Origin of the sequence: Luteimonas gilva (assembly GCF_005239095.1) — a bacterium.
GTDB classification, from domain to species: Bacteria; Pseudomonadota; Gammaproteobacteria; order Xanthomonadales; family Xanthomonadaceae; genus Luteimonas_C; species Luteimonas_C gilva.
In genome coordinates, this window is sequence record NZ_SZUA01000003.1 from 127,996 (window position 1) to 153,959 (window position 25,964).

17 protein-coding genes, 2 tRNA genes, 3 rRNA genes and 1 pseudogene are annotated in these 25,964 nt (G+C 63.7%); 15 read left to right on the plus strand and 8 right to left on the minus strand.

Going from position 1 to position 25,964, the window contains the following annotated elements; all coding sequences use genetic code 11:
* Positions 1-89 precede the first annotated feature (89 nt).
* The 3 genes from FCE95_RS14290 to FCE95_RS14300 are packed head-to-tail and all read right to left on the minus strand — an operon-like array spanning position 90 to position 2,054.
* Positions 90-824, minus strand: coding sequence for a hypothetical protein (locus FCE95_RS14290; protein ID WP_137267733.1), 735 nt, complete (start codon positions 822-824; stop codon positions 90-92).
* Between the two features lie 60 nt (positions 825-884).
* Complete coding sequence (gene pyrE, locus FCE95_RS14295; protein WP_137267734.1) at positions 885-1,547, minus strand: orotate phosphoribosyltransferase; 663 nt, start codon at positions 1,545-1,547, stop codon at positions 885-887.
* Between the two features lie 15 nt (positions 1,548-1,562).
* On the minus strand, positions 1,563-2,054 hold the full coding sequence (locus FCE95_RS14300) for a GNAT family N-acetyltransferase (RefSeq protein ID WP_189644784.1): 492 nt from the start codon (positions 2,052-2,054) through the stop codon (positions 1,563-1,565).
* A 177-nt stretch (positions 2,055-2,231) separates the two neighbouring features.
* On the opposite strand from FCE95_RS14300, the gene FCE95_RS14305 reads away from it, so the two are divergent.
* A complete protein-coding gene (locus FCE95_RS14305; RefSeq protein WP_137267736.1) occupies positions 2,232-3,005 on the plus strand; it encodes an exodeoxyribonuclease III in 774 nt (257 codons plus the stop codon).
* Positions 3,006-3,067: 62 nt separating this feature from the next.
* Entirely contained in the window at positions 3,068-4,417 is a 1,350-nt protein-coding gene (locus FCE95_RS14310) for an AmpG family muropeptide MFS transporter (RefSeq protein ID WP_137267737.1), read from the plus strand.
* Positions 4,418-4,506: 89 nt separating this feature from the next.
* Here FCE95_RS14310 and FCE95_RS14315 read toward each other — a convergent pair whose 3' ends face one another.
* Together FCE95_RS14315 and FCE95_RS14320 are read right to left on the minus strand one after the other, a co-directional pair.
* Positions 4,507-5,628 carry an anhydro-N-acetylmuramic acid kinase gene (locus tag FCE95_RS14315; RefSeq protein WP_137267738.1) on the minus strand — a complete coding sequence of 374 codons (1,122 nt, stop codon included), beginning with the start codon at positions 5,626-5,628 and terminating at the stop codon, positions 4,507-4,509.
* 67 nt (positions 5,629-5,695) lie between these two features.
* Positions 5,696-7,123, minus strand: a complete 1,428-nt coding sequence (locus FCE95_RS14320; RefSeq protein ID WP_137267739.1) for a M23 family metallopeptidase — start codon at positions 7,121-7,123, stop codon at positions 5,696-5,698.
* A gap of 172 nt (positions 7,124-7,295) precedes the next feature.
* On the opposite strand from FCE95_RS14320, the gene tyrS reads away from it, so the two are divergent.
* The 7 genes from tyrS to FCE95_RS14355 all read left to right on the plus strand — a co-directional run bounded on the left by tyrS (position 7,296) and on the right by FCE95_RS14355 (position 15,352).
* Entirely contained in the window at positions 7,296-8,507 is a 1,212-nt protein-coding gene (tyrS, locus tag FCE95_RS14325; RefSeq protein WP_137267740.1) for a tyrosine--tRNA ligase, read from the plus strand.
* Between the two features lie 495 nt (positions 8,508-9,002).
* Positions 9,003-10,547, plus strand: a 16S ribosomal RNA gene (locus tag FCE95_RS14330).
* Between the two features lie 74 nt (positions 10,548-10,621).
* Positions 10,622-10,697, plus strand: a tRNA-Ala gene (locus tag FCE95_RS14335).
* An 11-nt stretch (positions 10,698-10,708) separates the two neighbouring features.
* Positions 10,709-10,785: transfer RNA gene (locus FCE95_RS14340), tRNA-Ile, on the plus strand.
* A 236-nt stretch (positions 10,786-11,021) separates the two neighbouring features.
* Positions 11,022-13,887: ribosomal RNA gene (locus tag FCE95_RS14345) — 23S ribosomal RNA — on the plus strand.
* Between the two features lie 132 nt (positions 13,888-14,019).
* A 5S ribosomal RNA gene (gene rrf, locus FCE95_RS14350) occupies positions 14,020-14,133 on the plus strand.
* The 16S, 23S and 5S rRNA genes sit together here with 2 tRNA genes alongside, the layout of an rRNA operon.
* Before the next feature lie 157 nt (positions 14,134-14,290).
* Positions 14,291-15,352, plus strand: a complete 1,062-nt coding sequence (locus FCE95_RS14355) for a serine hydrolase domain-containing protein (RefSeq protein WP_137267741.1) — start codon at positions 14,291-14,293, stop codon at positions 15,350-15,352.
* On the opposite strand, the gene FCE95_RS14360 is transcribed toward FCE95_RS14355, so the two are convergent.
* Positions 15,343-15,738 (minus strand): MAPEG family protein, encoded by a 396-nt coding sequence (locus FCE95_RS14360; RefSeq protein WP_137267742.1) that lies wholly within the window; start codon positions 15,736-15,738, stop codon positions 15,343-15,345. The genes FCE95_RS14355 and FCE95_RS14360 overlap by 10 nt on opposite strands.
* A 141-nt stretch (positions 15,739-15,879) precedes the next feature.
* Here FCE95_RS14360 and FCE95_RS14365 point away from each other — a divergent pair, with 141 nt between their 5' ends.
* Positions 15,880-17,235 (plus strand): amidohydrolase family protein, encoded by a 1,356-nt coding sequence (locus tag FCE95_RS14365; protein ID WP_137267743.1) that lies wholly within the window; start codon positions 15,880-15,882, stop codon positions 17,233-17,235.
* 220 nt (positions 17,236-17,455) lie between these two features.
* Here the strand turns inward: FCE95_RS14365 and FCE95_RS14370 are convergent, their stop codons facing one another.
* Positions 17,456-19,174 (minus strand): M28 family metallopeptidase, encoded by a 1,719-nt coding sequence (locus FCE95_RS14370; RefSeq protein ID WP_137267744.1) that lies wholly within the window; start codon positions 19,172-19,174, stop codon positions 17,456-17,458.
* Between the two features lie 470 nt (positions 19,175-19,644).
* Entirely contained in the window at positions 19,645-20,331 is a 687-nt protein-coding gene (locus FCE95_RS14375; protein WP_223266909.1) for a DUF4097 family beta strand repeat-containing protein, read from the minus strand.
* A gap of 164 nt (positions 20,332-20,495) precedes the next feature.
* Here FCE95_RS14375 and gpmI point away from each other — a divergent pair, with 164 nt between their 5' ends.
* The 5 genes and pseudogenes from gpmI to FCE95_RS14400 all read left to right on the plus strand — a co-directional run bounded on the left by gpmI (position 20,496) and on the right by FCE95_RS14400 (position 25,933).
* Entirely contained in the window at positions 20,496-22,004 is a 1,509-nt protein-coding gene (gpmI, locus tag FCE95_RS14380) for a 2,3-bisphosphoglycerate-independent phosphoglycerate mutase (RefSeq protein WP_262982806.1), read from the plus strand.
* Positions 22,001-23,212, plus strand: a complete 1,212-nt coding sequence (locus tag FCE95_RS14385) for a murein hydrolase activator EnvC family protein (protein WP_137267746.1) — start codon at positions 22,001-22,003, stop codon at positions 23,210-23,212. The genes gpmI and FCE95_RS14385 overlap by 4 nt, the downstream gene beginning before the upstream one ends.
* 89 nt (positions 23,213-23,301) lie before the next feature.
* A pseudogene (locus FCE95_RS14390) lies at positions 23,302-24,660 on the plus strand (S41 family peptidase); the annotation flags it as partial.
* A gap of 148 nt (positions 24,661-24,808) precedes the next feature.
* Complete coding sequence (locus FCE95_RS14395) at positions 24,809-25,225, plus strand: antitoxin Xre/MbcA/ParS toxin-binding domain-containing protein (RefSeq protein ID WP_137267748.1); 417 nt, start codon at positions 24,809-24,811, stop codon at positions 25,223-25,225.
* A gap of 6 nt (positions 25,226-25,231) precedes the next feature.
* Positions 25,232-25,933: an RES family NAD+ phosphorylase gene (locus FCE95_RS14400; RefSeq protein WP_137267749.1), complete on the plus strand. Its 702-nt coding sequence runs from the start codon at positions 25,232-25,234 to the stop codon at positions 25,931-25,933.
* Positions 25,934-25,964: the final 31 nt, after the last annotated feature.

Genomic DNA, 25,964 nt, shown 5'->3' on the forward strand with positions numbered 1-25,964 from the left:
CTGCGATGTCGCGATTTGAAGGGAAGAGCTCTCGGCTAAGGCCGCTCCTATGAAGAGCGACGGCCAAGTCGGCCCGTAGTAAGTGATCGTCAGCCCTTATCCGCGCCGCTTTCTTGCGGCGCGTCGTCGGCCTTCGGCGCCTTCATGTCGCGGTAGCGCGCCACCGCTTCCTGCAACTGCTGGTCGATCGCCGTGCGATCGCGCAGTTGCTGCTGGTAGCCGGCTTGCAAGCCTTGATAGCCCTCGCGCTGCTTGAGGATGTTGTCGGCCATCGCCTTGGGCACCGGCTGGCCGGACAATTCGCGTTCGCCCGCTTGTTCCAGCATCCGCAGAAGGCTCTGATGCAGGTTGCCGATCGCCAGCTTGGACGATTTGATCGATTCGTCGATCAGGTCGTAGCGGATCTTGTAGGCGCGGCGCAATTCCTCTTCCGAGGTGTAGGACTCGGCCAGGGCGAGATCGCGCCGGCGCGCGGCTTCGGCGGCGGCGGTCGCTTCGGTTTGGCGCTTCTGTTCGGCATCGCGCAGGGCTTGCTCTTCGGGGCTCAAGGCCCGGTCCACGCCGCCGACGCGCAGGCCGCTTTTGCCGCTGATTTCGGTGCGGGCGCTGTCGACCGCGCTGGCGGGCAAGGCGTCGCCGCAGACCTTACGGCCGTTCTCGGTCCAGCAGAACAGTTTCTTGGCCGGCGGGTTCTGGGCCAGGCCGCCGAATCCCCAGGCCAGGCACAGCAGGCCGGTCAAGCCTACGAGCGATTTGTTCACCATCCGTCCTCTGTCGTACTGCGCACGGTCCATTCGTAGCGGCTCACGCAAGAGTCGGGCCATATCCTCCTCCTGGCGTCCGGGCCGGGCTCGGACGCGTAGGTTCCAACGCAGCGCGGCCGTTCAACCGGGCAAAGCGCTGCCATAGGCTTGGCGATAGGCGAGCAAACGCTCGCGTTGCGCCGCCAGCGCTTCGTTGCCGCCGGCGAAGGCGAGCAGATCGGCCAGGGTGGCGACCGCGACGACGGGCAGACCCTGTTCGATCGCGACAGTTTCTGCCGCCGAGCGTCGCGATGCGGCCGGGTCCACGGCTTCCTGCCGATCCAGCGCGATGACGATGCCGGCCGCCGTGCCGCCCGCTTCTGCGATGATCGCCAAGGCTTCGCGGATCGCGGTGCCGGCGGTGATCACGTCGTCGACGATCAGCACGCGCCGCCCGGCCAGCGCCGCGCCGATCAGCAGACCGCCTTCGCCATGGCTCTTGGCTTCTTTGCGATTGAACGCCAGCGGCAGGTCGCGGCCGCGGCGCGCGAATTCGCAAGCCAGCGCGGTCGCCAGCGGAATGCCTTTGTAGGCCGGGCCGAACAGCACGTCGAAGGCGATGCCGGCTTGTTCGATCGCGTCGGCGTAACAGCCGGCCAGATCGGCCAGCGCCGCGCCGGAATCGAAACGGCCGGCATTGAAGAAGTACGGACTGGTGCGCCCGGACTTGAGGGTGAATTCGCCGAAGCGCAGCGCCTCGGCGCGCAGGGCCAGTTGCAGGAAACGCGAGCGGTGGTCGTCCATGCGCCGATTATCGCCTCAGTCCAGGCTGCGCAGCATCAAATGCTGCGGTCCGGCGCGGCCGCCGAAGTAGAGCTCGCCCGTATCGACGAAGCCGGCCTTGCGGTAGGCGCGGATCGCGCCGCGATTGATGCAATTCACGTTCAGCGCCAACAGGTGCCGTTCGGGGTGGCGCCGGCGCAGGTCGGCGCAGCAGGCTTCGATCGCGGCGGCGCCGTAGCCATGCCCTTGGTGGCGCCGATCGATCAGGAAGCTGCGCAACCCCACGCTGGCGGGCACCGGCTTCCAGGCGACCACGGTCGGCGCGTAATCGAGCCGATAGAAGCCGATCACCTCGTCGCCGGCCAGGATCGCCATCGCGTCGCTTTGCGGGTCGCGTTCGGCGTCGACCAGGTTGAATTCCACATCGCCGACGAAGCTGTATTGGTCGGGCGCCACGCGCAAGGCGCGCACCTGGGCGGCCAGTTCGCGAGTGACGAGCGCTACGCGGATGGTCGGGAGCTCCATCATGATCGGATCATAACGGTACGACCCCCTTGTGGGAGCGGCTTCAGCCGCGAGCTCTTGCATACAAGTCGCTGCGATTCGGAAAGCTCGCGGCTGAAGCCGCTCCCACAAGGGCGGCACGCTGCGCATGCGGCCTGCAACGCCCCTACAATCGGCCCACGACCACTTCCCCGGACCGGCATGCGCATCATCAGCTTCAACGCCAACGGCCTGCGCTCGGCCGCCACCAAGGGCTTCTTCGACTGGTTCGCCGCGCAGAAGGCCGACGTGCTTTGCGTGCAGGAAACCAAGGCGCAGGAGCACCAGCTGGCCGGCCCCGAATTCTTGCCCAAGGGCTACAAGGCCTTCTTCAAGGACGCGATCACCAAGAAGGGCTACAGCGGCGTGGCGGTCTACACCCAGCGCGAGCCGGACGAGGTGATCAGCTCGCTGGGCTGGGCGCCGTTCGACGACGAAGGGCGCTATCTGGAAGCGCGCTACGGCAACCTGAGCGTGGTCTCGTTCTACATCCCGTCCGGTTCGTCGGGCGAATTGCGCCAGGGCTTCAAATTCGAAGTGATGGAATGGCTGAAACCCATTCTGGACCAGTGGCTGGCCAGCGGCCGCGACTACGTGCTGTGCGGCGATTGGAACATCGTGCGCAGCAGGATGGACATCAAGAACTGGGCGTCTAACCAGAAGAACTCCGGCTGCCTGCCGCCCGAGCGCGACTGGCTCAACGGCCTATGCGCGGAAAACACAGGCTGGGTCGACGCCTACCGTCAACTCAACGCCGAAGGCCAGGACTATACCTGGTGGAGCGCGCGCGGCGCCGCCCGCGCCAACAACGTCGGATGGCGGATCGACTACCAGATCGTCACGCCCTCGCTGCGCGACAAGCTGAAGGCGTGCTCGATCCATCCCGAGCCGCGGTTTTCGGACCATGCGCCGTTCGTGGTGGATTACAAGTTGTAACGCCGTTTTTCGCCTCTGCGGTCGGCTGCGACCACGCGCTTCAACAACCATCAAGGCAGACGATGTCGGACCAGACGCAAACCAAGAAGAAGCTCAGCTCTCGCGATGTGTTGCGCTCGCTGCGCCAGCCGAAAGTGCTGGCGATGCTGATGCTGGGCTTCGCTTCGGGCCTGCCGCTGTACCTGGTCGGCAACACGATGGGCTATTGGATGCGGGAAGGCGGAAGCGAGCTGTCGGCGATCGGCTTCTTGTCTTGGGTAGGCCTGGTGTACTCGCTCAAATTTCTTTGGGCGCCGATCATCGACAAAACCGACGTCCCTTTGCTCGGCCGATTGGGACATCGCCGCGGCTGGATGCTGTTGTCGCAGATCGTCGTAGCGGGCGGGCTGGCCGGCATGGCGATCGTGCAACCGCAAGGCGGGCTGGTCGCCTTCGGCGTGATGGCGCTGATCGCCGCTTTCGCCTCGGCGAGCCAGGACATCGTGATCGACGCTTGGCGCATCGAAATTTCGGAGAACGGCGAGGAATTGGGCCTGCTCAGCGCGGGCGCGCAGCTCGGTTACCGCGGTGCGCTGCTCATGACCGATGCGCTGATCTTGATCATCGCGGCCCACATCGGCTGGGCGCCGTCGTACGGCATCATGGCGCTGCTGATGGGCGTCGGCGTGGCGGCTGTTTTCCTGGCCCGGGAGCCGCAAGCGTCGAAACTGCCGGCCGTCGCGCACCAGGCTTCGTTGTGGACGCCGCAAGGCTTGTTCGATGCCGTCGCCGGACCGTTCATCGCCTTCTTCAAGGAGCACGGGCGCTGGGCGCTGCTCATGCTGCTGGCGATCAGCTTGTACCGCTTGCCCGATTTCATGATGGGGCCGATGGCCAACCCCTTCTACGCCGATCTGGGCGTGGCCAAAGAATTGGTCGGCGAAGTGCGCGCTTCGGTGGGTTTGGTCGCGACCTTGATCGGAATCGCGTCGGCGGGTTTGTTCGCCGCGCGCTTCGGCTTCGTTCCGACCTTGCTCGCCGGAGCGATCCTGGGGCCGGGATCGAATGCCGCGTTCACCTGGCTCGCCTACAGCGGCAACGATATCGGCGTATTCACCGCGGCCATGGTCATCGACAATTTCTCCACCGGCTTCGCGGGCACGGCGCTGGTGGCTTACATGTCCAGCCTCACCAGCGTCGGCTATACCGCCACGCAGTACGCCTTGCTGAGTTCGTTCTACGCATTGCTGGGCAAAGTGCTCAAAGGCTTTTCCGGCGTGTTGGTCGAGCGGTTCGCCGAGGGCGGAACCTTGCTCGACGGTTATGCATTGTTCTTCCTGAGTACGGCGCTGGCCGGGATACCCGCGTTCGTTCTGTGCCTGATCCTGTCGATGCGCAAGGCGCAGCCGCAACTGGCTGCATCCACCGGATAGCCTCCCGTTTGTAGAGTCGAGCCTGCTCGACTGCTCTTGTTCGATCGGCGGCAGAAAAGCAGTCGAGCAGGCTCGACTCTACAAAACGCTTAGGCGGGATAAACCACGCCCAACACCCGCGGTCCTTTCGCGCCGCTGACGCTGGGCAGGTTGCCCGGCCGCCCGGCCAGCGTCTCGCGCGCCAGCCAGGCGAAGCCCATCGCTTCGACGAAATCCGGATCCAGCCCGTGCGCCGCGGTCGATTCGACGACCACTCCGGACAAACGCGCCGCGATCCGCGCCATCAGCACCGGATTGCGCACGCCGCCGCCGCAGACCAGCACGCGGCGCGTGTCCGGTTGGGTCGCGCGCAGCGCATCGGCGACGGTCGCCGCCGTGAGTTCCAGCAAGGTCGCTTGCACGTCTTGCGGCGTGCGCGCGGCGCCGCCGATCCGGCGTTCGGCCCAATCCAAATGGAACTGTTCGCGCCCTGTGCTTTTCGGCGGTGGCAAAGCGAACCAAGCGTCGTCCAGCAAGCGCGCGAGCAAGGCCCTGTCGACGGCGCCGCTGGCGGCGAACGCCCCATCCGCATCGTAGGCATGGCCCAAATGCCGCTCGCACCAGGCATCCAACAGCGCGTTCGCCGGGCCGGTGTCGAAACCGCGCACATCGCCTTGGCGCGGCAGCAAAGTGAAATTGGCGATCCCGCCCAGGTTCAGCACAGCGCGGTCTTCGTCGGGCGAATGCAGCATCGCCGCATGGAACGCAGGCATCAGTGGTGCGCCGTGGCCGCCTGCGGCGACGTCGCGGCGGCGGAAATCGGCGACCGTGGCAATGCCGCTGCGTTCGGCGATGACGTTGCCGTCGCCCATCTGCCAGGTGAAGGGGAATTCGCGTTCCGGGCGGTGCCGCACCGTTTGTCCGTGCGAGCCGATCGCGCGCACTTGCGCGCGATCCACGCCCGCTTCGGCCAGCAAGGCCAGCGCCGCTTCGCAGAACGCGTGCGCGACTTGCACGTCGAGCGAACCCAATTCGTCCAGCGATACGCCGTCGCGCCCTTGCCCGAGCGCGACCAGGCGTGCGCGCACGTCCGCGTCCCACGCGTACGTGCGTCCGCGCACGAGCTCGCAGCGCGCGTCGGCCGGCGCATCGTGGAAACGCACCAGCGCGGCGTCGATGCCGTCGGTGCTGGTGCCGGAAATCAGACCGAGGTAAAGCGATGCGCCGGACATGGGCGATGGCCGAATCGAAGATCGGCCGATGTTAGCAACCGGCCGCAGCAAAAAGCCGTCGGAGCGATCAGCCCTTCTTGCCGGCCGGCGCAGGCTTGGCCGCCGAGGCCACGCGCTTGGGCTCGGCGTAGATGATGTTCTCGACCGTGCGGATCTTGGCCAGCGCGCGGCTGGTTTCCACGCGGAAGTCGGCCAGTTGCTTGCCGCCCAGCGGTTCCGGCGGCGGCATCGTGATCGACAGCGGATTGCGGTGCACGCCGTTGATCCGGAATTCGTAATGCAGATGCGGGCCGGTGGCCAGGCCGGTCGAACCGACGTAGCCGATCACCGTGCCCTGCGGCACGCGCTGGCCCTGGCGGATCTTGCCGAAGCGCGACATGTGCCCGTACAGCGTGGTGTAGCCGCGGCCGTGGTCGAGGATCACCGCATTGCCGTAACCGCCTTTGCGGCCGACGAACTGCACGCGCGCGTCGCCGGCGGCCATGATCGGCGTGCCGGTGCCGGCGGCGTAGTCCACGCCCTGATGCATGCGCATCGTGCCTAGCACCGGATGCCGGCGCGCGCCGAAACGCGAGGTGAGGCGCGCGTACGGGATCGGCATGCGGATGAAGGCGCGCTGCAGCGGCCGGCCTTCGGCGGTGAAGTATTCCGGCTTGCCGTTGCGCACGTAGCGGAAGCCGCTGTGCAGCTTGCCGTCGACGGTGAACGCCGCGGCCAGCACCGGACTGGTGTTGACCAGCTCGCCGTTCTGCCAGGTTTGCTCGACCACCACGCTGAAACGGTCGTCGGCGCCGACGTCCGAATCGAAATCGATGTCGTACTTGAAGATGTCGTCGGTCAGCTGATTGACGTTCTTGCCGGTGAGCCCGGCTTTGCGCGCCGAGCGGAACAGCGATTTGCCGACCTTGCCGCTGAGCACCACGGTGCGTACGTCGGTTTCCTTGGCGACCACCGACTCGCTGATCTTTTCCTTGCCGATCGTCAGCTGGACTTGGGTCGCCGGATCCTTGTTGAAGCGCATCGCGCGCAGCTGGCCGTCCACCGGCAAGTCGAACGACAGCTCCGTGCCCGGCTTCATCTTGGTCAGCGTGCTCTTGACGCCGGGATGCGCCATCACGCGTTGCAGTTCGGAATGCGGGATGCCGAGATCTTCGAACACGTCGCTCAGCGTGTCGCCGCGTTCGACGCTGATCGTCTGCCAGCTGTCGCCGGGATGGCCGCGCAATTGCGCCAAGCTCAGTTGCGGCAACGCCAGCGCCATCGAAGTGCGCGGGCCTTGCTTGGGCGTTTGCATCGCGGTGGAGAAGCCCGGCACGATCGCGGCGACCAAAGCGCCGAGCGTGGCGAACAGGCTGGCGTGCATCCAATGGCGGCGCGTCCAGCGGCCATCGAATCCGGTGGGCAATTTCGCCAGCACCTTCCGGTGCAGCGCGGCTTCGCGTAAAACCTTCAGACGTTCGCGTCGTGCATCGCCGCCGCTGCCGGATTTCTTCATGTTCTTATCCCGGGGGCCGCATGTGACGGCCGCGTAACGCCGGTACCATAATCACGTCAAATGAGCCCGTCAAATGCCTGATCTGCCTGGATTTTTTGACGCGGCGCACAGTTAACGCTTATTTAATACAAAATTTACACCTCTTCCCTATTCAGTTTTTACGGAACCGGCCGTGTCTCTGCAAAACGATCTCGACCTCATCGCCCGCGGCGCCGACGAAATCCTCAAGCGCGAGGAGCTCGAGGCGAGGCTCAAGCTAGGCCGCCCATTGAGGATCAAGGCCGGTTTCGACCCGACCGCGCCGGATTTGCACATCGGCCACACCGTACTGCTCAACAAGATGCGCCAGTTCCAGGATCTGGGGCATCAAGTGATCTTCCTGATCGGCGACTTCACCGGGATGATCGGCGACCCCACCGGCAAGAACGTCACGCGCAAGCCGCTCACCCGCGAAGACGTGGAAGCCAACGCGCGCACCTACGCCGACCAGGTGTTCAAGGTGCTGGACCGCGAAAAAACCGAATTGCGCTTCAATTCCGAGTGGTTCGGCGCGATGAGCGCGGCCGACATGATCAAGCTGGCCGCGCAGCACACCGTCGCGCGCATGCTCGAGCGCGACGATTTCGCCAAGCGCTACGCGGCGCAGCAGCCGATCGCGATCCACGAATTCCTGTATCCGCTGGTGCAGGGCTACGACTCGGTCGCCTTGAAAAGCGACGTCGAACTCGGCGGCACCGACCAGAAGTTCAACCTGCTGATGGGCCGCGGCTTGCAGGAGCACTTCGGCCAGCCGCCGCAGATCGTGCTGACCATGCCGCTGCTGGAGGGCCTGGACGGCGTGCAGAAGATGTCCAAATCGTTGGGCAACTACATCGGCATCGCCGAACCGGCGATCGATATCGTCACCAAGACCCTGAAGGTCGGCGACGAGCTGATGTGGCGCTGGATCGACCTGCTGAGCTTCGAAATAGGCATCGACGAAGCCAAAAAGCTGCGGGCCGAGGTCGCCGTCGGCGCCCTGAATCCCCGGGACGTGAAGCTGCGCCTGGCCCGGGAACTGGCCGCCCGCTTCCACGGCCCGACCGAGGCCGAAAAAGCGGTGGCCGGCTGGCATGCCGTGGTTCGGGGCGAGGGCGACACTTCGTTGCTGCCGTTGGCCGAAATCCAGGTGCCCGCGGAGGGGCTGCGGATCGCCGCTCTGCTCAAGGCCGCCGGCCTGGCCGCCAGCAATGCCGAGGGTATGCGCAAGCTGGGCGAACGGGCGGTCCGGATCGACGGTTCAGTGACCGAGGACCCGCAGCAAATGTTCGCGCCGGGCTTCGAAGGCGTGCTCCAAGTCGGAAAGCGCAATTTTGCCCGCGTAAAGCTGATCGCCGCAGGCTAAGCGCTGCAGAAAATTCCTAGAAAATAGGGCTCTGAGAGCTCTGCTGCATTCTTTTCCCGTGTTTTCCGCGTTATCGCGTCGGGCCTCGAAAAAAGCGTGATGGGGGAGTTCACAAGCCTCGCGGAGGCTGTTATTCTTTTCGACCCGCTGCCGGGAAAGCATCACCTTCCGGCGCCGGCCAGCCAGACCGAAAAATCTTGTGAAAAGGTGTTGACGGACTGGAAATTGGCTGTATAGTGGGCGGCTCGCTCGGGCAGATTGCTCGGCAGCGAAAAGGGACCGGCGCTGAGGCCATCCCGATGATCTTTGACAGTGTGCGCAGGTGACTTGTGCGGGCGTCTGGCAGGTGGATGACTGTCCATTTGCAGGGCGTTCGAACAGAGTCTCCAAATCAATTCAAATGCAGAAATGCAAGCGAGTGGTTCTGGAGCTCGGTGACGACGACTGCACTCAAAAAATTGGCCAAAGCCCTTCGGGGCCGAAAGCCGAAAAACTTAAGTGAAGAGTTTGATCCTGGCTCAGAGTGAACGCTGGCGGTAGGCCTAACACATGCAAGTCGAACGGCAGCACAGCAGTAGCAATACTGTGGGTGGCGAGTGGCGGACGGGTGAGGAATACATCGGAATCTACCCTGTCGTGGGGGATAACGTAGGGAAACTTACGCTAATACCGCATACGACCTTCGGGTGAAAGTAGGGGATCGCAAGACCTTACGCGATTGGATGAGCCGATGTCGGATTAGCTAGTTGGCGGGGTAAAGGCCCACCAAGGCGACGATCCGTAGCTGGTCTGAGAGGATGATCAGCCACACTGGAACTGAGACACGGTCCAGACTCCTACGGGAGGCAGCAGTGGGGAATATTGGACAATGGGCGCAAGCCTGATCCAGCCATACCGCGTGGGTGAAGAAGGCCTTCGGGTTGTAAAGCCCTTTTGTTGGGAAAGAAATCCTGTCGGTTAATACCCGGTAGGGATGACGGTACCCAAAGAATAAGCACCGGCTAACTTCGTGCCAGCAGCCGCGGTAATACGAAGGGTGCAAGCGTTACTCGGAATTACTGGGCGTAAAGCGTGTGTAGGTGGTCTGTTAAGTCTGATGTGAAAGCCCTGGGCTCAACCTGGGAATGGCATTGGATACTGGCAGGCTAGAGTGCGGTAGAGGATGGCGGAATTCCCGGTGTAGCAGTGAAATGCGTAGAGATCGGGAGGAACATCTGTGGCGAAGGCGGCCATCTGGACCAGCACTGACACTGAGACACGAAAGCGTGGGGAGCAAACAGGATTAGATACCCTGGTAGTCCACGCCCTAAACGATGCGAACTGGATGTTGGGTGCAACTTGGCACTCAGTATCGAAGCTAACGCGTTAAGTTCGCCGCCTGGGGAGTACGGTCGCAAGACTGAAACTCAAAGGAATTGACGGGGGCCCGCACAAGCGGTGGAGTATGTGGTTTAATTCGATGCAACGCGAAGAACCTTACCTGGCCTTGACATGTCCGGAATCCTGCAGAGATGCGGGAGTGCCTTCGGGAATCGGAACACAGGTGCTGCATGGCTGTCGTCAGCTCGTGTCGTGAGATGTTGGGTTAAGTCCCGCAACGAGCGCAACCCTTGTCCTTAGTTGCCAGCACGTAATGGTGGGAACTCTAAGGAGACCGCCGGTGACAAACCGGAGGAAGGTGGGGATGACGTCAAGTCATCATGGCCCTTACGGCCAGGGCTACACACGTACTACAATGGAAGGGACAGAGGGCTGCAAACCCGCGAGGGCGAGCCAATCCCAGAAACCCTTTCTCAGTCCGGATCGGAGTCTGCAACTCGACTCCGTGAAGTCGGAATCGCTAGTAATCGCAGATCAGCATTGCTGCGGTGAATACGTTCCCGGGCCTTGTACACACCGCCCGTCACACCATGGGAGTTTGTTGCACCAGAAGCAGGTAGCTTAACCGCAAGGAGGGCGCTTGCCACGGTGTGGCCGATGACTGGGGTGAAGTCGTAACAAGGTAGCCGTATCGGAAGGTGCGGCTGGATCACCTCCTTTAGAGACTAAAGACAGCTAATTGCTTGTCAGACGTCCGCACAAGTGACCTGCATTCAGAGTTCGTCCCGAAATACGGGGCCATAGCTCAGCTGGGAGAGCACCTGCTTTGCAAGCAGGGGGTCGTCGGTTCGATCCCGACTGGCTCCACCAGACGACACATTGGGTCTGTAGCTCAGGTGGTTAGAGCGCACCCCTGATAAGGGTGAGGCCGGTGGTTCGAGTCCTCCCAGACCCACCACTCTGAATGTACATAGCGCACACAAAGATCTGAAACGGCCGGGCGCTGAAGCCCGCGTCGTGTTCTTTGAAAATTCGTGACGTAGCGAGCGTTTGAGATGAGAAATTCTTGACGTGTCGTAAGAGGCTAAGGCGGAGTGTCGAGAGACACTCTTACATTTGAAGTTGTCGTTGATATTCGCGTCTGCGATTTGTACCCGCAGACACCGACAACCCTGAGGCGACTTGGGGTTATATGGTCAAGCGAATAAGCGCACACGGTGGATGCCTTGGCGGTCAGAGGCGATGAAGGACGTGGCAGCCTGCGAAAAGCGCGGGGGAGTTGGCAACAAGCTTTGATCCCGCGATGTCCGAATGGGGAAACCCACTCCGCAAGGAGTATCTATGAGTGAATACATAGCTCATGGAGGCAAACCCGGTGAACTGAAATATCTAAGTAACCGGAGGAAAAGAAATCAACCGAGATTCCCTTAGTAGCGACGAGCGAACGGGGACTAGCCCAAAAGTTTGCATGGTTTTAGCAGAACGGTCTGGAAAGGCCGGCCATAGGTGGTGATAGCCCAGTACGCGAAAGGGCCATGCAGATGAAATTGAGTAGGGCGGGGCACGTGAAACCCTGTCTGAACATGGGGGGACCATCCTCCAAGGCTAAATACTCCTGACCGACCGATAGTGAACCAGTACCGTGAGGGAAAGGCGAAAAGAACCCCGGCGAGGGGAGTGAAATAGACCCTGAAACCGTGTGCGTACAAGCAGTAGGAGCCCGCAAGGGTGACTGCGTACCTTTTGTATAATGGGTCAGCGACTTACTGTTCGTGGCGAGCTTAACCGTATAGGGGAGGCGAAGGGAAACCGAGTCTGATAAGGGCGCATAGTCGCGGGCAGTAGACCCGAAACCGGGTGATCTAGTCATGCCCAGGGTGAAGGTCGGGTAACACCGACTGGAGGCCCGAACCCACTCCCGTTGCAAAGGTAGGGGATGAGGTGTGATTAGGAGTGAAAAGCTAATCGAACCCGGAGATAGCTGGTTCTCCTCGAAAGCTATTTAGGTAGCGCCTCATATGTATCCTCTCGGGGGTAGAGCACTGTTATGGCTAGGGGGTCATTGCGACTTACCAAACCATGGCAAACTCCGAATACCGAGACGGACTGTATGGGAGACACACGGCGGGTGCTAACGTCCGTCGTGAAAAGGGAAACAACCCAGACCCACAGCTAAGGTCCCAAATTCATCGCTAAGTGGTGAACGATGTGGAAAGGCACAGACAGCCAGGAGGTTGGCTTAGAAGCAGCCACCCTTTAAAGAAAGCGTAATAGCTCACTGGTCGAGTCGGTCTGCGCGGAAGATTTAACGGGGCTAAGCGATGAACCGAAGCTTGGGGTGCACAAACTTGTTTGTGCGCGGTAGAGGAGCGTTCCGTAAGCCTGCGAAGGTGGATTGAGAAGTCCGCTGGAGGTATCGGAAGTGCGAATGCTGACATGAGTAACGATAATGCGGGTGAAAAGCCCGCACGCCGAAAGCCCAAGGTTTCCTTGCGCAACGTTAATCGACGCAGGGTGAGTCGGCCCCTAAGGCGAGGCAGAAATGCGTAGTCGATGGGAAGCTGGTTAATATTCCAGCACCTCGCGTGAGTGCGATGGAGGGACGGAGAAGGTTAAGCAGGCCAGGCGTTGGTTGTCCTGGTGAGAGAGTTGAGGCGGTGCCCTTAGGCAAATCCGGGGGCGCAACGTTGAGACTAAGGACCGGTCCATTAGGACTAGGCTGCTGATATCACGCTTCCAGGAAAAGCTCCTAAGCTTCAGCTCACGCAGACCGTACCGTAAACCGACACAGGTGGGTAGGATGAGAATTCTCAGGCGCTTGAGAGAACTCGGGTGAAGGAACTAGGCAAAATAGCACCGTAACTTCGGGAGAAGGTGCGCCTCTTCTGGTTAATAGCTGGGGGAGGCCGAAGTGACCAGGCCGCTGCGACTGTTTATCAAAAACACAGCACTCTGCAAACACGAAAGTGGACGTATAGGGTGTGACGCCTGCCCGGTGCTGGAAGGTTAATTGATGGGGTCAGCCGCAAGGCGAAGCTCTTGATCGAAGCCCCAGTAAACGGCGGCCGTAACTATAACGGTCCTAAGGTAGCGAAATTCCTTGTCGGGTAAGTTCCGACCTGCACGAATGGCGTAACGACAGCGGCGCTGTCTCCACCCGAGACTCAGTGAAATTGAAATCGCTGTGAAGATGCAGCGTTCCCGTGGCAAGACGGAAAGACCCCGTGAACCTTTACTATAGCTTTACACTGAACGTTGAGTTCGTCTGTGTAGGATAGGTGGGAGCCTATGAAACCTTGGCGCTAGCTGAGGCGGAGGCAACCTTGAAATACCACCCTGATGTGCTTGACGTTCTAACCTGGGCCCGTAATCCGGGTCGGGGACCGTGTATGGTGGGTAGTTTGACTGGGGCGGTCTCCTCCCAAAGAGTAACGGAGGAGCTCGAAGGTACGCTCAGCGCGGTCGGACATCGCGCACTGTGTGCAAAGGCATAAGCGTGCTTGACTGCAAGATCGACGGATCAAGCAGGTACGAAAGTAGGACTTAGTGATCCGGTGGTTCTGAATGGAAGGGCCATCGCTCAACGGATAAAAGGTACTCCGGGGATAACAGGCTGATACCGCCCAAGCGTCCATAGCGACGGCGGTGTTTGGCACCTCGATGTCGGCTCATCACATCCTGGGGCTGTAGTCGGTCCCAAGGGTATGGCTGTTCGCCATTTAAAGTGGTACGCGAGCTGGGTTCAGAACGTCGTGAGACAGTTCGGTCCCTATCTGCCATGGGCGTTGGAGATTTGAGAGGGGCTGCTCCTAGTACGAGAGGACCGGAGTGGACGAACCTCTGGTGTTCCGGTTGTCACGCCAGTGGCATTGCCGGGTAGCTATGTTCGGAAGCGATAACCGCTGAAAGCATCTAAGCGGGAAGCGCGCCTCAAGATGAGATCTCCCGGGACACAAGTCCCCTAAAGGAACCATCAAGACTAGGTGGTTGATAGGCTGGGTGTGTAAGCGCAGCAATGCGTTGAGCTAACCAGTACTAATGATCCGTGTGGCTTGACCATATAACCTCAAGTGGCCTTGAGCCGAAGACGACCGTCAGGTCTCTCGCTCGACCAGCCCGCTACGTCACGACCCTATGCAAGACGGCGCGACTCCCGGTTTTCTTCGGGTAGCCCGCGACGCTTCACCGTCTTTCTGGCGACATTAGCGCTGTGGCACCACCCGATCCCATCCCGAACTCGGAAGTGAAACGCAGCTGCGCCGATGGTAGTGTGCATCTAGCATGCGAGAGTAGGTCATCGCCAGGATTTATCCCAAAAGCCCGTCCGCAAGGACGGGCTTTTTCTTTGCGCGCTCTACTGCGCTTAAACCCTGCCGCTTCGAGGCGAATCCCATCCGGATCGAATCTTGGAGATCGCGATGGGAATCCGAGCGGCTGCGCGAGCCTCGGTCAAATGCGGGTTAATGCTGACCGCGGTGTTGGCGATGGCGCCGGCGATGGCGATGGCGATCGCCGGCGACGGCGATTACGCGCGCATCGCCCGCCGCTTCGCCTCCGAGGAAAAGTTCGATGGCGTGGTGCTGGTCGGACAGGGCCGCCGGATCGAATACGTCGAAGCCTTCGGCGTCGCCGACGCCGAACACGGGCGTGCGATGTCCGCCGATACCCGATTCGAAACCGGCTCGATATCCAAATGGATAGCGGCGATCGTCGTCATGAAGCTGGTCGACGAAAAGAAGCTCTCGTTGGATGCGCCGATTTCGACCTATCTGCCCGATTACCGCGCCGATACCGGAGCCAAGCTGACGCTGCGCAGGCTGATGAGCCATTCGAGCGGATTGCCGAACCAAGTGCAGGATGCGCGCAAGAACGATGAGGCGGTCAAGTCGGCGGAGCTCCCGCTGAGGGAGGCGGTGCGACGATACGCTAGCGGCGATCTCGCCTTCGCGCCCGGCGAACAGTGGGACTACTCCCACTCCAACTGGATCCTGGTCAAAGCGGTGGTCGAACGGGCGAGCGGTCGACGCTACGAGGAATTGGTCGAGCGCATCCTGATCCGGCCGCTGCGATTGAAGGACAGTGGCGTCTTCGCAGGCGATTCGGCGGCGGTGGAAAACGGCGCCGTCGGCTATGCGAGTCTCGCGCCGGCGGCGCAACGCAAGGTATCGCCCGTGCCCGCGTACATGGCGATGACCGGCGGTTACTACACCAGCGCTGGCGACCTGTTGAAGCTGATGGACGGCGTGCTCGACGGCCCCGTGCTGTCGGCGGAATCGAGGGAGACGCTGATGGCTACACTGATGCCGGAACAGCATTACGCGCTGGGCGGGAGGGTCAGGAGTCAGGAAATCGCGGGAAAATCCTATGTTTTCGCCGACGAATACGGCTCCAACGGCGCCTACCGGGTGCTTGCCAAGAGAGCGCTGCGCGATGGACGCACGGTGATCGTGATGAACAACACCAGCTTCGACCATCTGCGGATCGGCAAGCTGGCCGATGAGCTCCAAGCCGCGCTTTATCCCTGAGAAATGCGCCAGATTGCGGCCGACATCAGCCCAAGCACGCAAATAAAACCCGCCCCCCAGACCAGGCTGCGCCACAGCGCGCGATTGGCCAAATAGAAAAAGCCATGGACCAGGCGCGCGGCGACGAAAACCAGAGACAAGGCCGTGATGGCGCTCGGATTCACGCCGGCGAACTGCGCCATCAGCACGCCGGCGGCGAACGGGGCGAAGGCTTCGAACGCATTGAGCTGAGCGGAATTGGCGCGGTGCGCGCGTGGATTCTCCTGCTTGGCCAGCCAGCCGCGCGGATCGCGGTTGTCGTAGCGCTGGCCGCTGGCTTTGGAGATGTACGCCCACAGATAGGGCAACAAGGCCGCGATCAAGATGCAGAGATAGGCAATGGCCATGGCTCGGTTCCGCTGGGATCGGAAGGCCAGATTAGCCCAAGCCCTGCCGCTGCCGCCTTTTCGCGGGGGCCGGATGCGCTCGCGGTCCCGCAGCGCAACCGCGAAGGCTCTCGACGTATCCTTCGTAAATCGCCTTCGTCCATGGTTCGAAGGCTCATCGTCGACGACGGAAACGGCATGGACATCGGCAGGGCGCCCAGGCGCTGGAGAAAGAACGGGTACGCGCTCGCACTGGGCCTATTCGCCGTTCTAGGCGCGACATCGGCCGCTGCGGCCGGCGATACGGTGGTGACCGGGGCCAGGATCTACACGGCGCCGGGCGTGGCGCCGATCGAAAACGGCGCAGTGCTGATCCGCGACGGCCGGATCGTCTCCGTCGGATCCGCGAAGGATGTCGCTCCAGGCAAGAACGCCGCAGTGATCGACGCTGCCGGCCGCACGCTGCTGGCGGGCTTCTGGAACAGCCACGTGCACTTCACCCAGCCCCAGTGGGCGGGTGCGGCGAAACTGCCGGCGCCGCGCCTGCGCTCGCAGTTGCAGGACATGCTGGTGCGATACGGCTTCACCACCGTCGTCGACACCGGCTCGGATCCGCGCGATACCGTTCCGCTGCGCGGACGGATCGAATCGGGCGAAATCCCCGGCCCCCGCATCATCACGGCCATGTCGCCGTTGTTTCCGCCCGATGGCGTGCCGTTCTACGTCCGCGAATCGATCCCCAAGGAATTCCTCGCGCAGCTTTCGCAGCCGGCGACGCCGGAACAGGCCGCGGCGATCGTGCGCGCGAACCTAGCCGGCGGCGGCGAGGTGGTGAAGCTGTTCACCGGATCGTGGGTCGCGCGGGGCCGCGTCAAGCCGATGCCGGTCGCGATCGCGCGAGGAGCGGTCGAAGAAGCCCATCGCCGCAGTGCGCTGGTGTTCTCCCATCCTTCGAACGTCGCCGGTCTGGAAGTGGCGTTGGCGTCGGGCGTCGATGTCCTGGCGCATTCGGTCGAAGACCTGGAGGGTTTCGAGCGATCGCACCTGGAGCGGATGCGGGCGCAGCGCATGGTGCTGGTGCCCACGCTCAAGCTGTTCGGCGACGTGGGCGAACCCAAGCTCGGCGCCATTCTGCAGGAGGTCGGCGACTACCAGCGGCTCGGCGGCAGCATCTGGTTCGGCACCGATGTCGGCTACCTCGAAGACTACGACCCGGCGGTCGAATTCGCGTTGCTGCGACGCGCCGGATTGTCGTTCGACCAGATCCTCGCGGCGCTGACGACGTCGCCCGCGAGCCGGTTGCCCGGCGGCGGCGAACGCGGACGGGTGGAAGCGGGCAAGATCGCCGATTTGGTCGTGCTCGACGGCGATCCCGCGCAAGACCCGGAAGCGTGGACGCGCGTGCGTTACGTATTACGGGACGGCCGGACGATTTTCGATGCCGGCATTGCGGTAAAGCAAAGTCGGAACCCACCCGCCAAGCCGAGCCAGCCTTCGGCGGATGCGCACCATCGATGACCGATGCTGCTTTGCTTTGTAGAGCGAGGCTGCTCCGCTGCTCTTGCCTTTGTGGGAGCGGCTTCAGGCGCGAGCTCTTCCACATATGGCTGCGATCTCAAGAAAAGAGCTCGCGGTTGAAGCCGCTCCCGCAAAAAAGCAGCGGAGCAAGTTCCGCTCTACAAAGAAAAAGCCCGCGGCCGTTTCCGGTCGCGGGCTTCGATAGAGCTTGGGCCGGCGGTTACTGCGCCGGCTTGGCCTGCATCATTTCATCGCGCGCGGCCTTGAACGCATTGCCCTTGTACCAATTCGGCCACTTGTCCGAACCGGCCAGTTCGCGGCCGACGTCGTAGACCGCCGTCAGGTCGTCCATCGTGCCGTCGAGTTTCCAGGTCGCCGCATCGTACTGGTCGGCGGGCTTGTGATAGCGGTTGTCGCCGTAATCCTTGCCCGCCGCTTCGCCCGCGGCGACGCCGCCTTCGACCAGGTCGTTGCCGCCGTCCACGTACAGCGCCGGCACGCCGGCCTTGGCGAAGTTGAAATGGTCCGAACGGAAGAAGCCGCCGGCCTCGGGGTGCGTCTCGGCGTGCAGTTTGCGGCCCTGCTTGTCGGCGATCGGCTTGAGGATGTCCTCCAGTTCCGAACTGCCGAAACCGACCACGGTGATGTCGCGGGTCTTGCCCGCCACCGACATCGCATCGATGTTGACCACGCCGACGGTCTTGTTCAACGGGAAGGTCGGATGCGCGACGTAGTACTTCGACCCGAGCAAGCCGGATTCTTCCAGCGTCACCGCCAGGAACACGACCGAACGTTCCGGCTTGGGCTCCTGCGCGGCGAAGGCGCCGGCCACTTCGATGATGCCGGCCACGCCGGTGGCGTTGTCGATCGCGCCGTTGTAGATGTTGTCGCCCGGCTCGTCCGGATGCTTGCCCAGATGGTCCCAATGCGCCATGTAGACGATCGCTTCGTCGGGTCGCTTGCTGCCGGGCAGCACGCCGATCACGTTGCGCGATTGCTTCTCGGTCACCGCGCTCTTCAAATCCAGCGACAGCTTGGCGTTGAGCGGCTTGGCCTTGAAGCCGCGCTTGTTAGCGGCCTTGTATTCGGCGGCGAGATCCAGGCCCGCGTCGGCGAACAGCTTCTTGGCCGCGTCCGCGGTAATCCAGCCTTGCGCCGGCAGGCGTGGCGCCGGATCGTCGGCCGCGCGCAGGTCGAACTGCGCGCCCGACCAGGAACCGCGCACCACTTCCCAGCCGTAGGACGCGCCGTCGGTGTCGTGGACGATGATCGCGGCGGCGGCGCCTTGGCGCGCGGCTTCTTCGAACTTGTAGGTCCAGCGCCCGTAATAGGTCATGCGCTTGCCTTCGAACAGCGATTCGTCCTGGGTGTGGAAGCCCGGATCGTTGACGAACATCACCACCGTCTTGCCCTTGACGTCGACGCCGGCGTAATCGTTCCACTTCTGTTCCGGCGCGTTGACGCCATAGCCGACGAAGACCAGGTCGCTGCCGTCGATCTTCACCTCCTTCTGGCCGGTGCGCGTGCCGACCACCATGTCGGTGCCGAACTTCAGATCGTAAGGCTTGCCGTTGGCGTCGATCTTCAGCGTGGTCGTCGCGGGATCGGCCGTGGTCTCGGTCATCGGCACGGTCTGGAAATAGCTGTCGCCGTTGCCGGGCTTCAAGCCGAGGCGTTCGTACTGAGCCTTGATGTACTCGACGGTCTTGTCTTCGCCGGGGCTGCCGGGACCGCGGCCTTCGAATTCGTCCGAAGACAACGTCTTGACCAGTTCGGCGAAATCCTCGGCGCGGATCGCGGGATCGAAAGCGTGGGCCGATGCCGCGGGCGCGGCGGCCGGTGGCGGCGCGGCCGTTTCGGCGGCCGGAGGTGCGGCTTCGCGCTGGCAGGCCGCCAGCATCGCTACCGCGATGGTGCTCAACAGCAGGGGGCGCAGCATTCCGGGATCCTCGTTGGGCGGAAATGCCGATTCTACGAGGTGGAGCGCGTGCGGGTAGTGCCTGGCGGCATGGGCCAATGAGCGCTTGTCATGTCGTCCCGTCGCAAGCTGGAGCTAGAGCGCTGCGATCTTGCTCGTCATCCCGGCGAAGGCCGGGATCCAGGGCATCCGATTTCGTGTCAGCGGCGGTGCGACTCGCACCATGGAAAACAGCTTCCGGGCTGACGCCCGGGTCACTTTCTTTGCTGGCACAAAGAAAGTAACCAAAGAAAGTGCCTAACTTCAACGGCGGTGCGTGGCGTCGCCACTTCTCGATCCGCAAGGCGCTGCAGCTGGACAGCACGCCGATTCTCGATCTCGGCCCGTAGTTCGATGGCGGGCCGTTTGTATTAGCGTCGCTTCGCTGTGTAGTCGCTGGCGATCCTGGGGTGAGGTTTCTATGGCGCCTGAAAGCAAAAAGCTGCGCCGCATCAATCTCCCGGCGCGCGATCGCCGTCGTAGGCCACCGCGGTGGCGCCGGTCACCGGCCCGATCTTCGCGGTCCGGTGCACGTACAGTTTCACTTCGCGTTCGAACACCAAGGAACCGTCGACGGTCGCGTTCGGGCCGATGATGATCCGCGGCGGTTGCTTGCGGCCGAAGCTGATCGGCATCCAATTGCTGGTCGGCTTCTCGATCTTGATCCCGCCGCGCACGTGCGAGCCGACGCCGACGGTGATGTCGCCGTTGACCGTTTCGATGTTCCGGCCCAGTTCGGTGGCGACCAAGCCGATCGCGCCGTTGACCGTGGTGATGCCGCCGCTGACGCGCCCGCCGCGGTCGACGAACACTTCGCCGTTGACCGTTTCCAGGCTGCCGTCGACCTGCACTTCGCGGCCCAGGCGGATGCCGCCGTTCACCGTTTCCATATCGCGGGTCTGGGCGCGGTCGTCGACCTTGATGCTGCCGTTGACCGTGCTCGCGTCTTCGGTATGGGCGCCTTCTTCGATCCGGATGCTGCCGTTGACCGTGCTCAGATCGCGGTAGGTTTGGCCGGCCTGCGCGGTGATGCTGCCGTTGACCTTGTCGACGCTGTCGGGCCGATCGCCGTCGCCGGCGACGGCGGATCCGGCGGCCAGGGCGGCGGCGAGGGCGAGAACGAGCGGAAGACGCAGCATGGGAACTCCTTGAACCGGCCTGGAAGCCGTGACGATATCTTGTCCAGGAGCTTAGGCGGCTTCGCTACAATCCTCGACTGTCGTTAGTCACTGGGACTGTCGTCTTGCCCGAGCAGACGTTTAAACCAAATGCTTCGCGACCGCAGGCCGCCCGGCCCAAGCCGGTGGTCCTGCTGATCCTGGACGGCTGGGGCCATCGCGAGGATCCGGCGGACAACGCCCTGGCCCAGGCGCAGCTGCCGAATTGGCGCCGCTTGTGGTCGGGCTCGCCGCATACGCTGATCCATACCGAAGGCCGCCACGTCGGCTTGCCGGACGGGCAGATGGGCAATTCCGAAGTCGGGCATATGAATCTGGGCGCCGGGCGCATCGTCTACCAAGACCTGACCCGGATCGACGCGGCCGTCGAGAGTGGCGAATTTTTCGCCAATGCCGAATTGCGCGCCGCCTGCGCCGCGGCCAAGGCCGCGGGCGGTACGCTGCACGTGATGGGATTGCTGTCGCCCGGCGGCGTGCACAGCCACGAAACCCATATCTTCGCGATGCTGGAATTGGCCAAACGCGAAGGCGTGCCGCGGGTCGCGGTGCATGCCTTCCTCGACGGCCGCGACACGCCGCCGCGTTCGGCCGAACCCAGCCTGCGCGCGCTGCAGGCGCGTTGCGACGCACTGGGCAATGCGCATATCGCCAGCGTCAGCGGCCGCTATTACGCGATGGACCGCGACAAGCGCTGGGACCGCTTGCGCAAGGCCTGGGATGCGATCGTCGAAGGGCAGTCCGAACATCGCGCGCCCGATGCGTCGTCCGCGCTGCGGGCGGCGTACGAACGCGGCGAAAACGACGAATTCGTGCTGCCGACCGTCATCGACGGCGCGCAGCCGATGCGCGACGGCGACGCGGCGGTGTTCATGAATTTCCGCGCCGACCGCGCCCGGCAATTGACCGCGGCTTTCGTCGATCCCGCTTTCGCCGGCTTCGAAGCGCGCCGGCCGAAGTTGTCGCGCTTCGTTTGCTTGACCGAATACGACGCCAAATTGCCGGCGCCGGCCGCGTTCGCGCCGGACGATTTGCGCCACACCCTCGGCGAGCTCGTCTCCGAGCAGGGCTTGCATCAGCTGCGCATCGCCGAAACCGAAAAATACGCGCACGTCACCTTCTTCTTCAGCGGCGGGCGCGAGGACATGTATCCGGGCGAGGAGCGGATCCTGATTCCCAGTCCCAAGGTCGCCACTTACGACTTGCAGCCGGAAATGAGCTGCCCGGAACTGACCGCAAAGCTGGTCGAAGCGATCGCCTCCGACAAATTCGACGTGATCGTCTGCAACATCGCCAACCCCGACATGGTCGGCCACAGCGGCGATCTGCAGGCGGCGATCAAAGCCGCCGAGGCGGTGGACAAAGCCCTGGGGGCGATCGACGCCGCGGTCCGCGCCGCGCACGGCGCGCTGCTCATCACCGCCGACCACGGCAACCTGGAGATGATGCGCGATCCGGAAACCGGACAGCCGCACACCGCCCACACCGTCGGGCCGGTGCCGTTCGTGTACGTGGGCGAACGCGACGCGCAGCTGCGCGCGGGCGGCGCGTTGCGCGACGTGGCGCCGACCGTGCTCGATCTGCTCGGCCTGCCGGCGCCGGCCGAGATGACCGGGCGCAGCCTGTTCGCCGGATGAAGCCCGCGCGCGCGCCCGCGCTGTTGCTAGCCGCCCTGCTCGCCGCCGGCGCAGCGCAGGCGCAAAGCAGCCGCGAAACCGAGCGCAAGCTCGAACGCGCGCGCAGCGAGTTGAAGGACATCGCCGCCGAGCGGCGCAAGATCGAAGGCCAGCGCGGCGCGGCGAACCGCGAACTGCGCCAGGCCGACGAGCAGGTCGGCCAATCCTCGCGCGTGCTGCGCCAGACCGAATCCGAGCTGCAGCGCCAGGCCGCCGCGCTCGCCGAATTGCAGCAGCGGCGCGACGCGTTGCGGATCAAGCTCGGCGCGCAGCGCGAGGAACTGGCCCGCCTGCTGCGCGCCGCCTACAAACTGGGCGACGACGCGCCGCTGAAAGTGCTGCTGTCGCAGGACAGCGTCGCCGACGCCGGCCGCGACTTGGCCTATCACCGTTATCTGCAACGCGATCGCGCGCAGCGGATCGCCGCCCTGAACGAACAACTGCACGAACTGGACGAGCTGGAAAAGGACATCGCGCAAAAGCGCGTGCAGCTCGACGCCACCCGCGCCGACAAGCGCAAGGAACTGACCGCACTGGAAAAACAGCGCCGCGACCGCGCCGCGCTGATCGCGCAGCTGGACGAGCGATACCGCGACCGAAACGCCAAGGAAAAAGCGCTGGGCCGGGACGTCAAAGCGCTCGAGCGCTTGCTCGCGCAATTGCGCGCCGCCGCCGCGCGCGCGGCGCGCGAACGCGAGGCTGCGGCGCGGGCCGCCGCCAACGCGTCCAAGCCGTCTTCGGCCGGCACGCGCAAGCCGGTGCAGGTCGCCAGCACCGCGCCGATCAACGTCGGCGGCTTGGGCTGGCCCGCTTCGGGCGCCTTGCTCGCCGGTTTCGGCGGCACCATGCCCGACGGCCGCCGCAGCGAAGGCATGCTGATCGGCGCCGCGGCCGGCGCGCCGGTGCGTTCGGTGGCCGACGGCACCGTGGTCTACGCCGAGTGGATGACCGGCTACGGCTTGTTGCTGATCGTCGATCACGGCAACGGGTATATGAGCCTGTACGCCAACAACGACGCGCTGCTCAAGGACGCGGGCGATACGGTCAAGCGCGGCGACGCGGTCGGCAGCGTCGGCAGCTCCGGCGGCCAGGGCCGCCCGGCGCTGTATTTCGAACTGCGCCGCAACGGCCAGCCGGTGAATCCCAACGTTTGGCTGCAGAAACGCTGAACCAACGCTCGACGCGGCATAATCCGGCCGAACCCGCCCCGCCGACCGCGGTCCAAACCCGGGTTGCCGACCGTTTCCGGAGCTTGAGCATGCGCCCACGTCCTTCTGCGTTCCTGTTGTTGGCGCTGCTCGCGCCGGCTTTCGCGCTGCACGCCCAACGCCAGGGCCAGGACGAGGAATCCGAGCAACAGACGCTGGAGATCGCTTCCAGCGACGACCCGGATGCGGCCGAATCGACCATCTCGAAAGTGCCGTTGGACGAGATCCGCCGTTACGTAGCGGTCTACAACGCGGTCAAACAGGCCTACGTCGACCCCGTCGACGACCAGAAGCTGATGCACTCGGCGGTGCGCGGCCTGCTCAGCGATCTGGATCCGCACAGCGTCTATTTCGACAAGGACGACGCCAAGGAATTCGACGAGGCCACCAGCGGCGCCTACGACGGCATCGGCGTCGAACTGCAGCAGTTGCCCGATCGCACGTATCGCGTGGTGTCGCCGATCGACGAGACGCCCGCGGCGCGCGCCGGCTTGAAATCCGGCGATCTGATCATCGCCATCGACGGCAAGCCGATCGGCGACGACGCCGACTCCACGCCGCTGCGCGGCAAGCCCGGCACGAAGGTGAAATTGAAGATCGTCCGCGCCGGCGTCGCCAAGCCTTTCGACGTGACCGTCACCCGCGAGAAGATCCGCGTCGCCAGCGTGCGTACGCGCATGCTCGAACCCGGCTACGGCTACGTGCGCGTCAGCACCTTCCAAGCCGACACCGCTTCGGACTTCTCCAAACAAGTCGACAAGCTGAAGACGAGCGCCGGCGGCAAGCTGTCCGGCCTGGTGCTCGATCTGCGCAGCAATCCGGGCGGCTTGCTGACCGCGGCGGTGCAGATCGCCGACGATTTGCTGGACAGCGGCAAGATCGTCAGCACCCGCGGCCGCATCGCGGTGAGCGACGCGGAGTTCTCGGCCACGCCGGGCGACCGCTTGAACGGCGCGCCGGTGGTGGTGCTGGTCGATGCCGGTTCGGCCAGCGCCTCGGAAGTGCTGGCCGGCGCGCTGCGCGACAACAAGCGCGCGCGCGTGGTCGGCAGCCGCACGTTCGGCAAGGGTTCGGTGCAGACCGTGCTGCCGCTGGACAACGGCGATTCGGTCAAGCTGACCACGGCGCGCTATTACACGCCCAGCGGCAAATCGATCCAGGGCGTGGGCATCGCCCCGGAAGTGGTGCTGCATCCGGAAAAGAAACCCGGCGCCAAGGACGACGGCCTCGACGGCTTGGACCCCTACACCGAAGCCAACCTGCCCGGCCACTTGCGCGGCGACGAAGAAGGCCAGGAAGGCTACGCCGCCGGCGAAGTGCTCGACGGCGATGCGCCGATCACGGCGGCGTTGGCGGAGTTGAAGAAGCCGGTGGCGGCTGGAGCGGCGCCGACGTCGAGCGGTTCCAAGAACTGAGTTTTAGCCTTGTGGGAGGGGCTTTAGCCCCGACGGGATCCCATCGGGGCTAAAGCCCCTCCCACAAGGCAATAGCTTGCCCATTGACTTTGGGGACAAATCCCCTTATAAGGTTGACTAGTCCCCAATCTAGGCAGTCGCCATGGGCCTGACCGCTCACACCTTCGCCGATCCCATCGCCGACCTCGACGACGAATCCGTCCGCCACGACCTGGCCCGGGTGGTCGCCGCGCTGCTGGAAAAGTGGGCGCTGCCGACCGAGACCCAGCTGGCCCTGCTCGGCATGAGTCCGGAAAGCCGCAAGGTGCTGCCGCAGTTCCGCCGCGGCGAGCGCGCGCTGCCCAACACGCGCGACACGCTGGATCGCGCCGGCTACTTGCTCGGCATCCACAAGGCATTGCGCCTGCTGTTCCCGGAAGACGAAGCGCTGCGCTACGGCTGGGTGCGCCGCCGCAACAAGATGCTGGACGGCAAGCAGCCGCTGGAAGTGATGCTGGACGAAGGCCTGGTCGGCCTGGCCCGCATCGCCCGCTTCGCCGATTTCCAGCGCGGCCAGTAACGCGGCATGGCGCTGTACGACGCGCTGACCGATTTCGACGGCAGCGTCTACCGTAACATCGTCTCGCTGCGCAGCACCGAGCATCTGTTCGACGACCTGGTGCCCGATGCGGCCGGCCAGAACGCGGCGATCGCGGCGGAGATGCGGATGAAGCCCGGCACGCCGGGCGTGATCGATCGCGGCTTCGAATATTCGCAGGCCATCGCCTACCCCTTCGCCAGCGACAAGACCGTCGCCAGCCGCTACGGCGATGGCAGCTTGCGTGTCTGGTACGGCGCGCTGGAAGAGGACACGTCGGTCGCCGAAACCTGCTGGCATGCGCTCCAGCAAGTGAAGGGAATCGAAGGCGTCGACCGCCCGGTGACGCGCTACCGCGCCATGTACCGCATCCGCGCGCGCGGCTTGTTTCTGGAGTTGCGCGGCAAGGAGCGCGAGCATCCGGAATTGCTGGACGAGGATTACGCGGCGACGCAGGGCATCGCCAAGCACGCAGCGGGACAGGGGTTGCAAGGCCTGCTGTATCCGGCCGCGCGCTGGACGGACGGCAGTTGCTTGGCTGCGTTCAAGCCGGAACCGTTGTCGGATCCGCAGTTGATCTACTACCTCACGTACCGGATCGATCCTGTTGCCGATGCGGTGGCGATCGAGCGCAAGCCGGGGGTGGTGGAGCGCGTACTGGGAGCGTCCGAGCTGCGTCGTTTCAGATAGCCGCGATGCAAAGCCCTCTCCCGCGCGCGGG

What these genes read in the sequence shown, in the direction of transcription:
- FCE95_RS14385 (WP_137267746.1), top strand. Translation starts at nt 22,001, where the DNA reads ATGAAGCCCGCGCGCGCGCCCGCGCTGTTGCTAGCCGCCCTGCTCGCC.
- FCE95_RS14365 (WP_137267743.1), top strand. Translation starts at nt 15,880, where the DNA reads ATGGTTCGAAGGCTCATCGTCGACGACGGAAACGGCATGGACATCGGC.
- FCE95_RS14320 (WP_137267739.1), bottom strand. Translation starts at nt 7,123, where the DNA reads ATGAAGAAATCCGGCAGCGGCGGCGATGCACGACGCGAACGTCTGAAG.
- pyrE (WP_137267734.1), bottom strand. Translation starts at nt 1,547, where the DNA reads ATGGACGACCACCGCTCGCGTTTCCTGCAACTGGCCCTGCGCGCCGAG.
- FCE95_RS14370 (WP_137267744.1), bottom strand. Translation starts at nt 19,174, where the DNA reads ATGCTGCGCCCCCTGCTGTTGAGCACCATCGCGGTAGCGATGCTGGCG.
- FCE95_RS14290 (WP_137267733.1), bottom strand. Translation starts at nt 824, where the DNA reads ATGGCCCGACTCTTGCGTGAGCCGCTACGAATGGACCGTGCGCAGTAC.
- FCE95_RS14355 (WP_137267741.1), top strand. Translation starts at nt 14,291, where the DNA reads ATGCTGACCGCGGTGTTGGCGATGGCGCCGGCGATGGCGATGGCGATC.
- FCE95_RS14375 (WP_223266909.1), bottom strand. Translation starts at nt 20,331, where the DNA reads ATGCTGCGTCTTCCGCTCGTTCTCGCCCTCGCCGCCGCCCTGGCCGCC.
- FCE95_RS14395 (WP_137267748.1), top strand. Translation starts at nt 24,809, where the DNA reads ATGGGCCTGACCGCTCACACCTTCGCCGATCCCATCGCCGACCTCGAC.
- FCE95_RS14305 (WP_137267736.1), top strand. Translation starts at nt 2,232, where the DNA reads ATGCGCATCATCAGCTTCAACGCCAACGGCCTGCGCTCGGCCGCCACC.
- FCE95_RS14315 (WP_137267738.1), bottom strand. Translation starts at nt 5,628, where the DNA reads ATGTCCGGCGCATCGCTTTACCTCGGTCTGATTTCCGGCACCAGCACC.
- FCE95_RS14300 (WP_189644784.1), bottom strand. Translation starts at nt 2,054, where the DNA reads ATGATGGAGCTCCCGACCATCCGCGTAGCGCTCGTCACTCGCGAACTG.
- FCE95_RS14360 (WP_137267742.1), bottom strand. Translation starts at nt 15,738, where the DNA reads ATGGCCATTGCCTATCTCTGCATCTTGATCGCGGCCTTGTTGCCCTAT.
- FCE95_RS14310 (WP_137267737.1), top strand. Translation starts at nt 3,068, where the DNA reads ATGTCGGACCAGACGCAAACCAAGAAGAAGCTCAGCTCTCGCGATGTG.
- FCE95_RS14400 (WP_137267749.1), top strand. Translation starts at nt 25,232, where the DNA reads ATGGCGCTGTACGACGCGCTGACCGATTTCGACGGCAGCGTCTACCGT.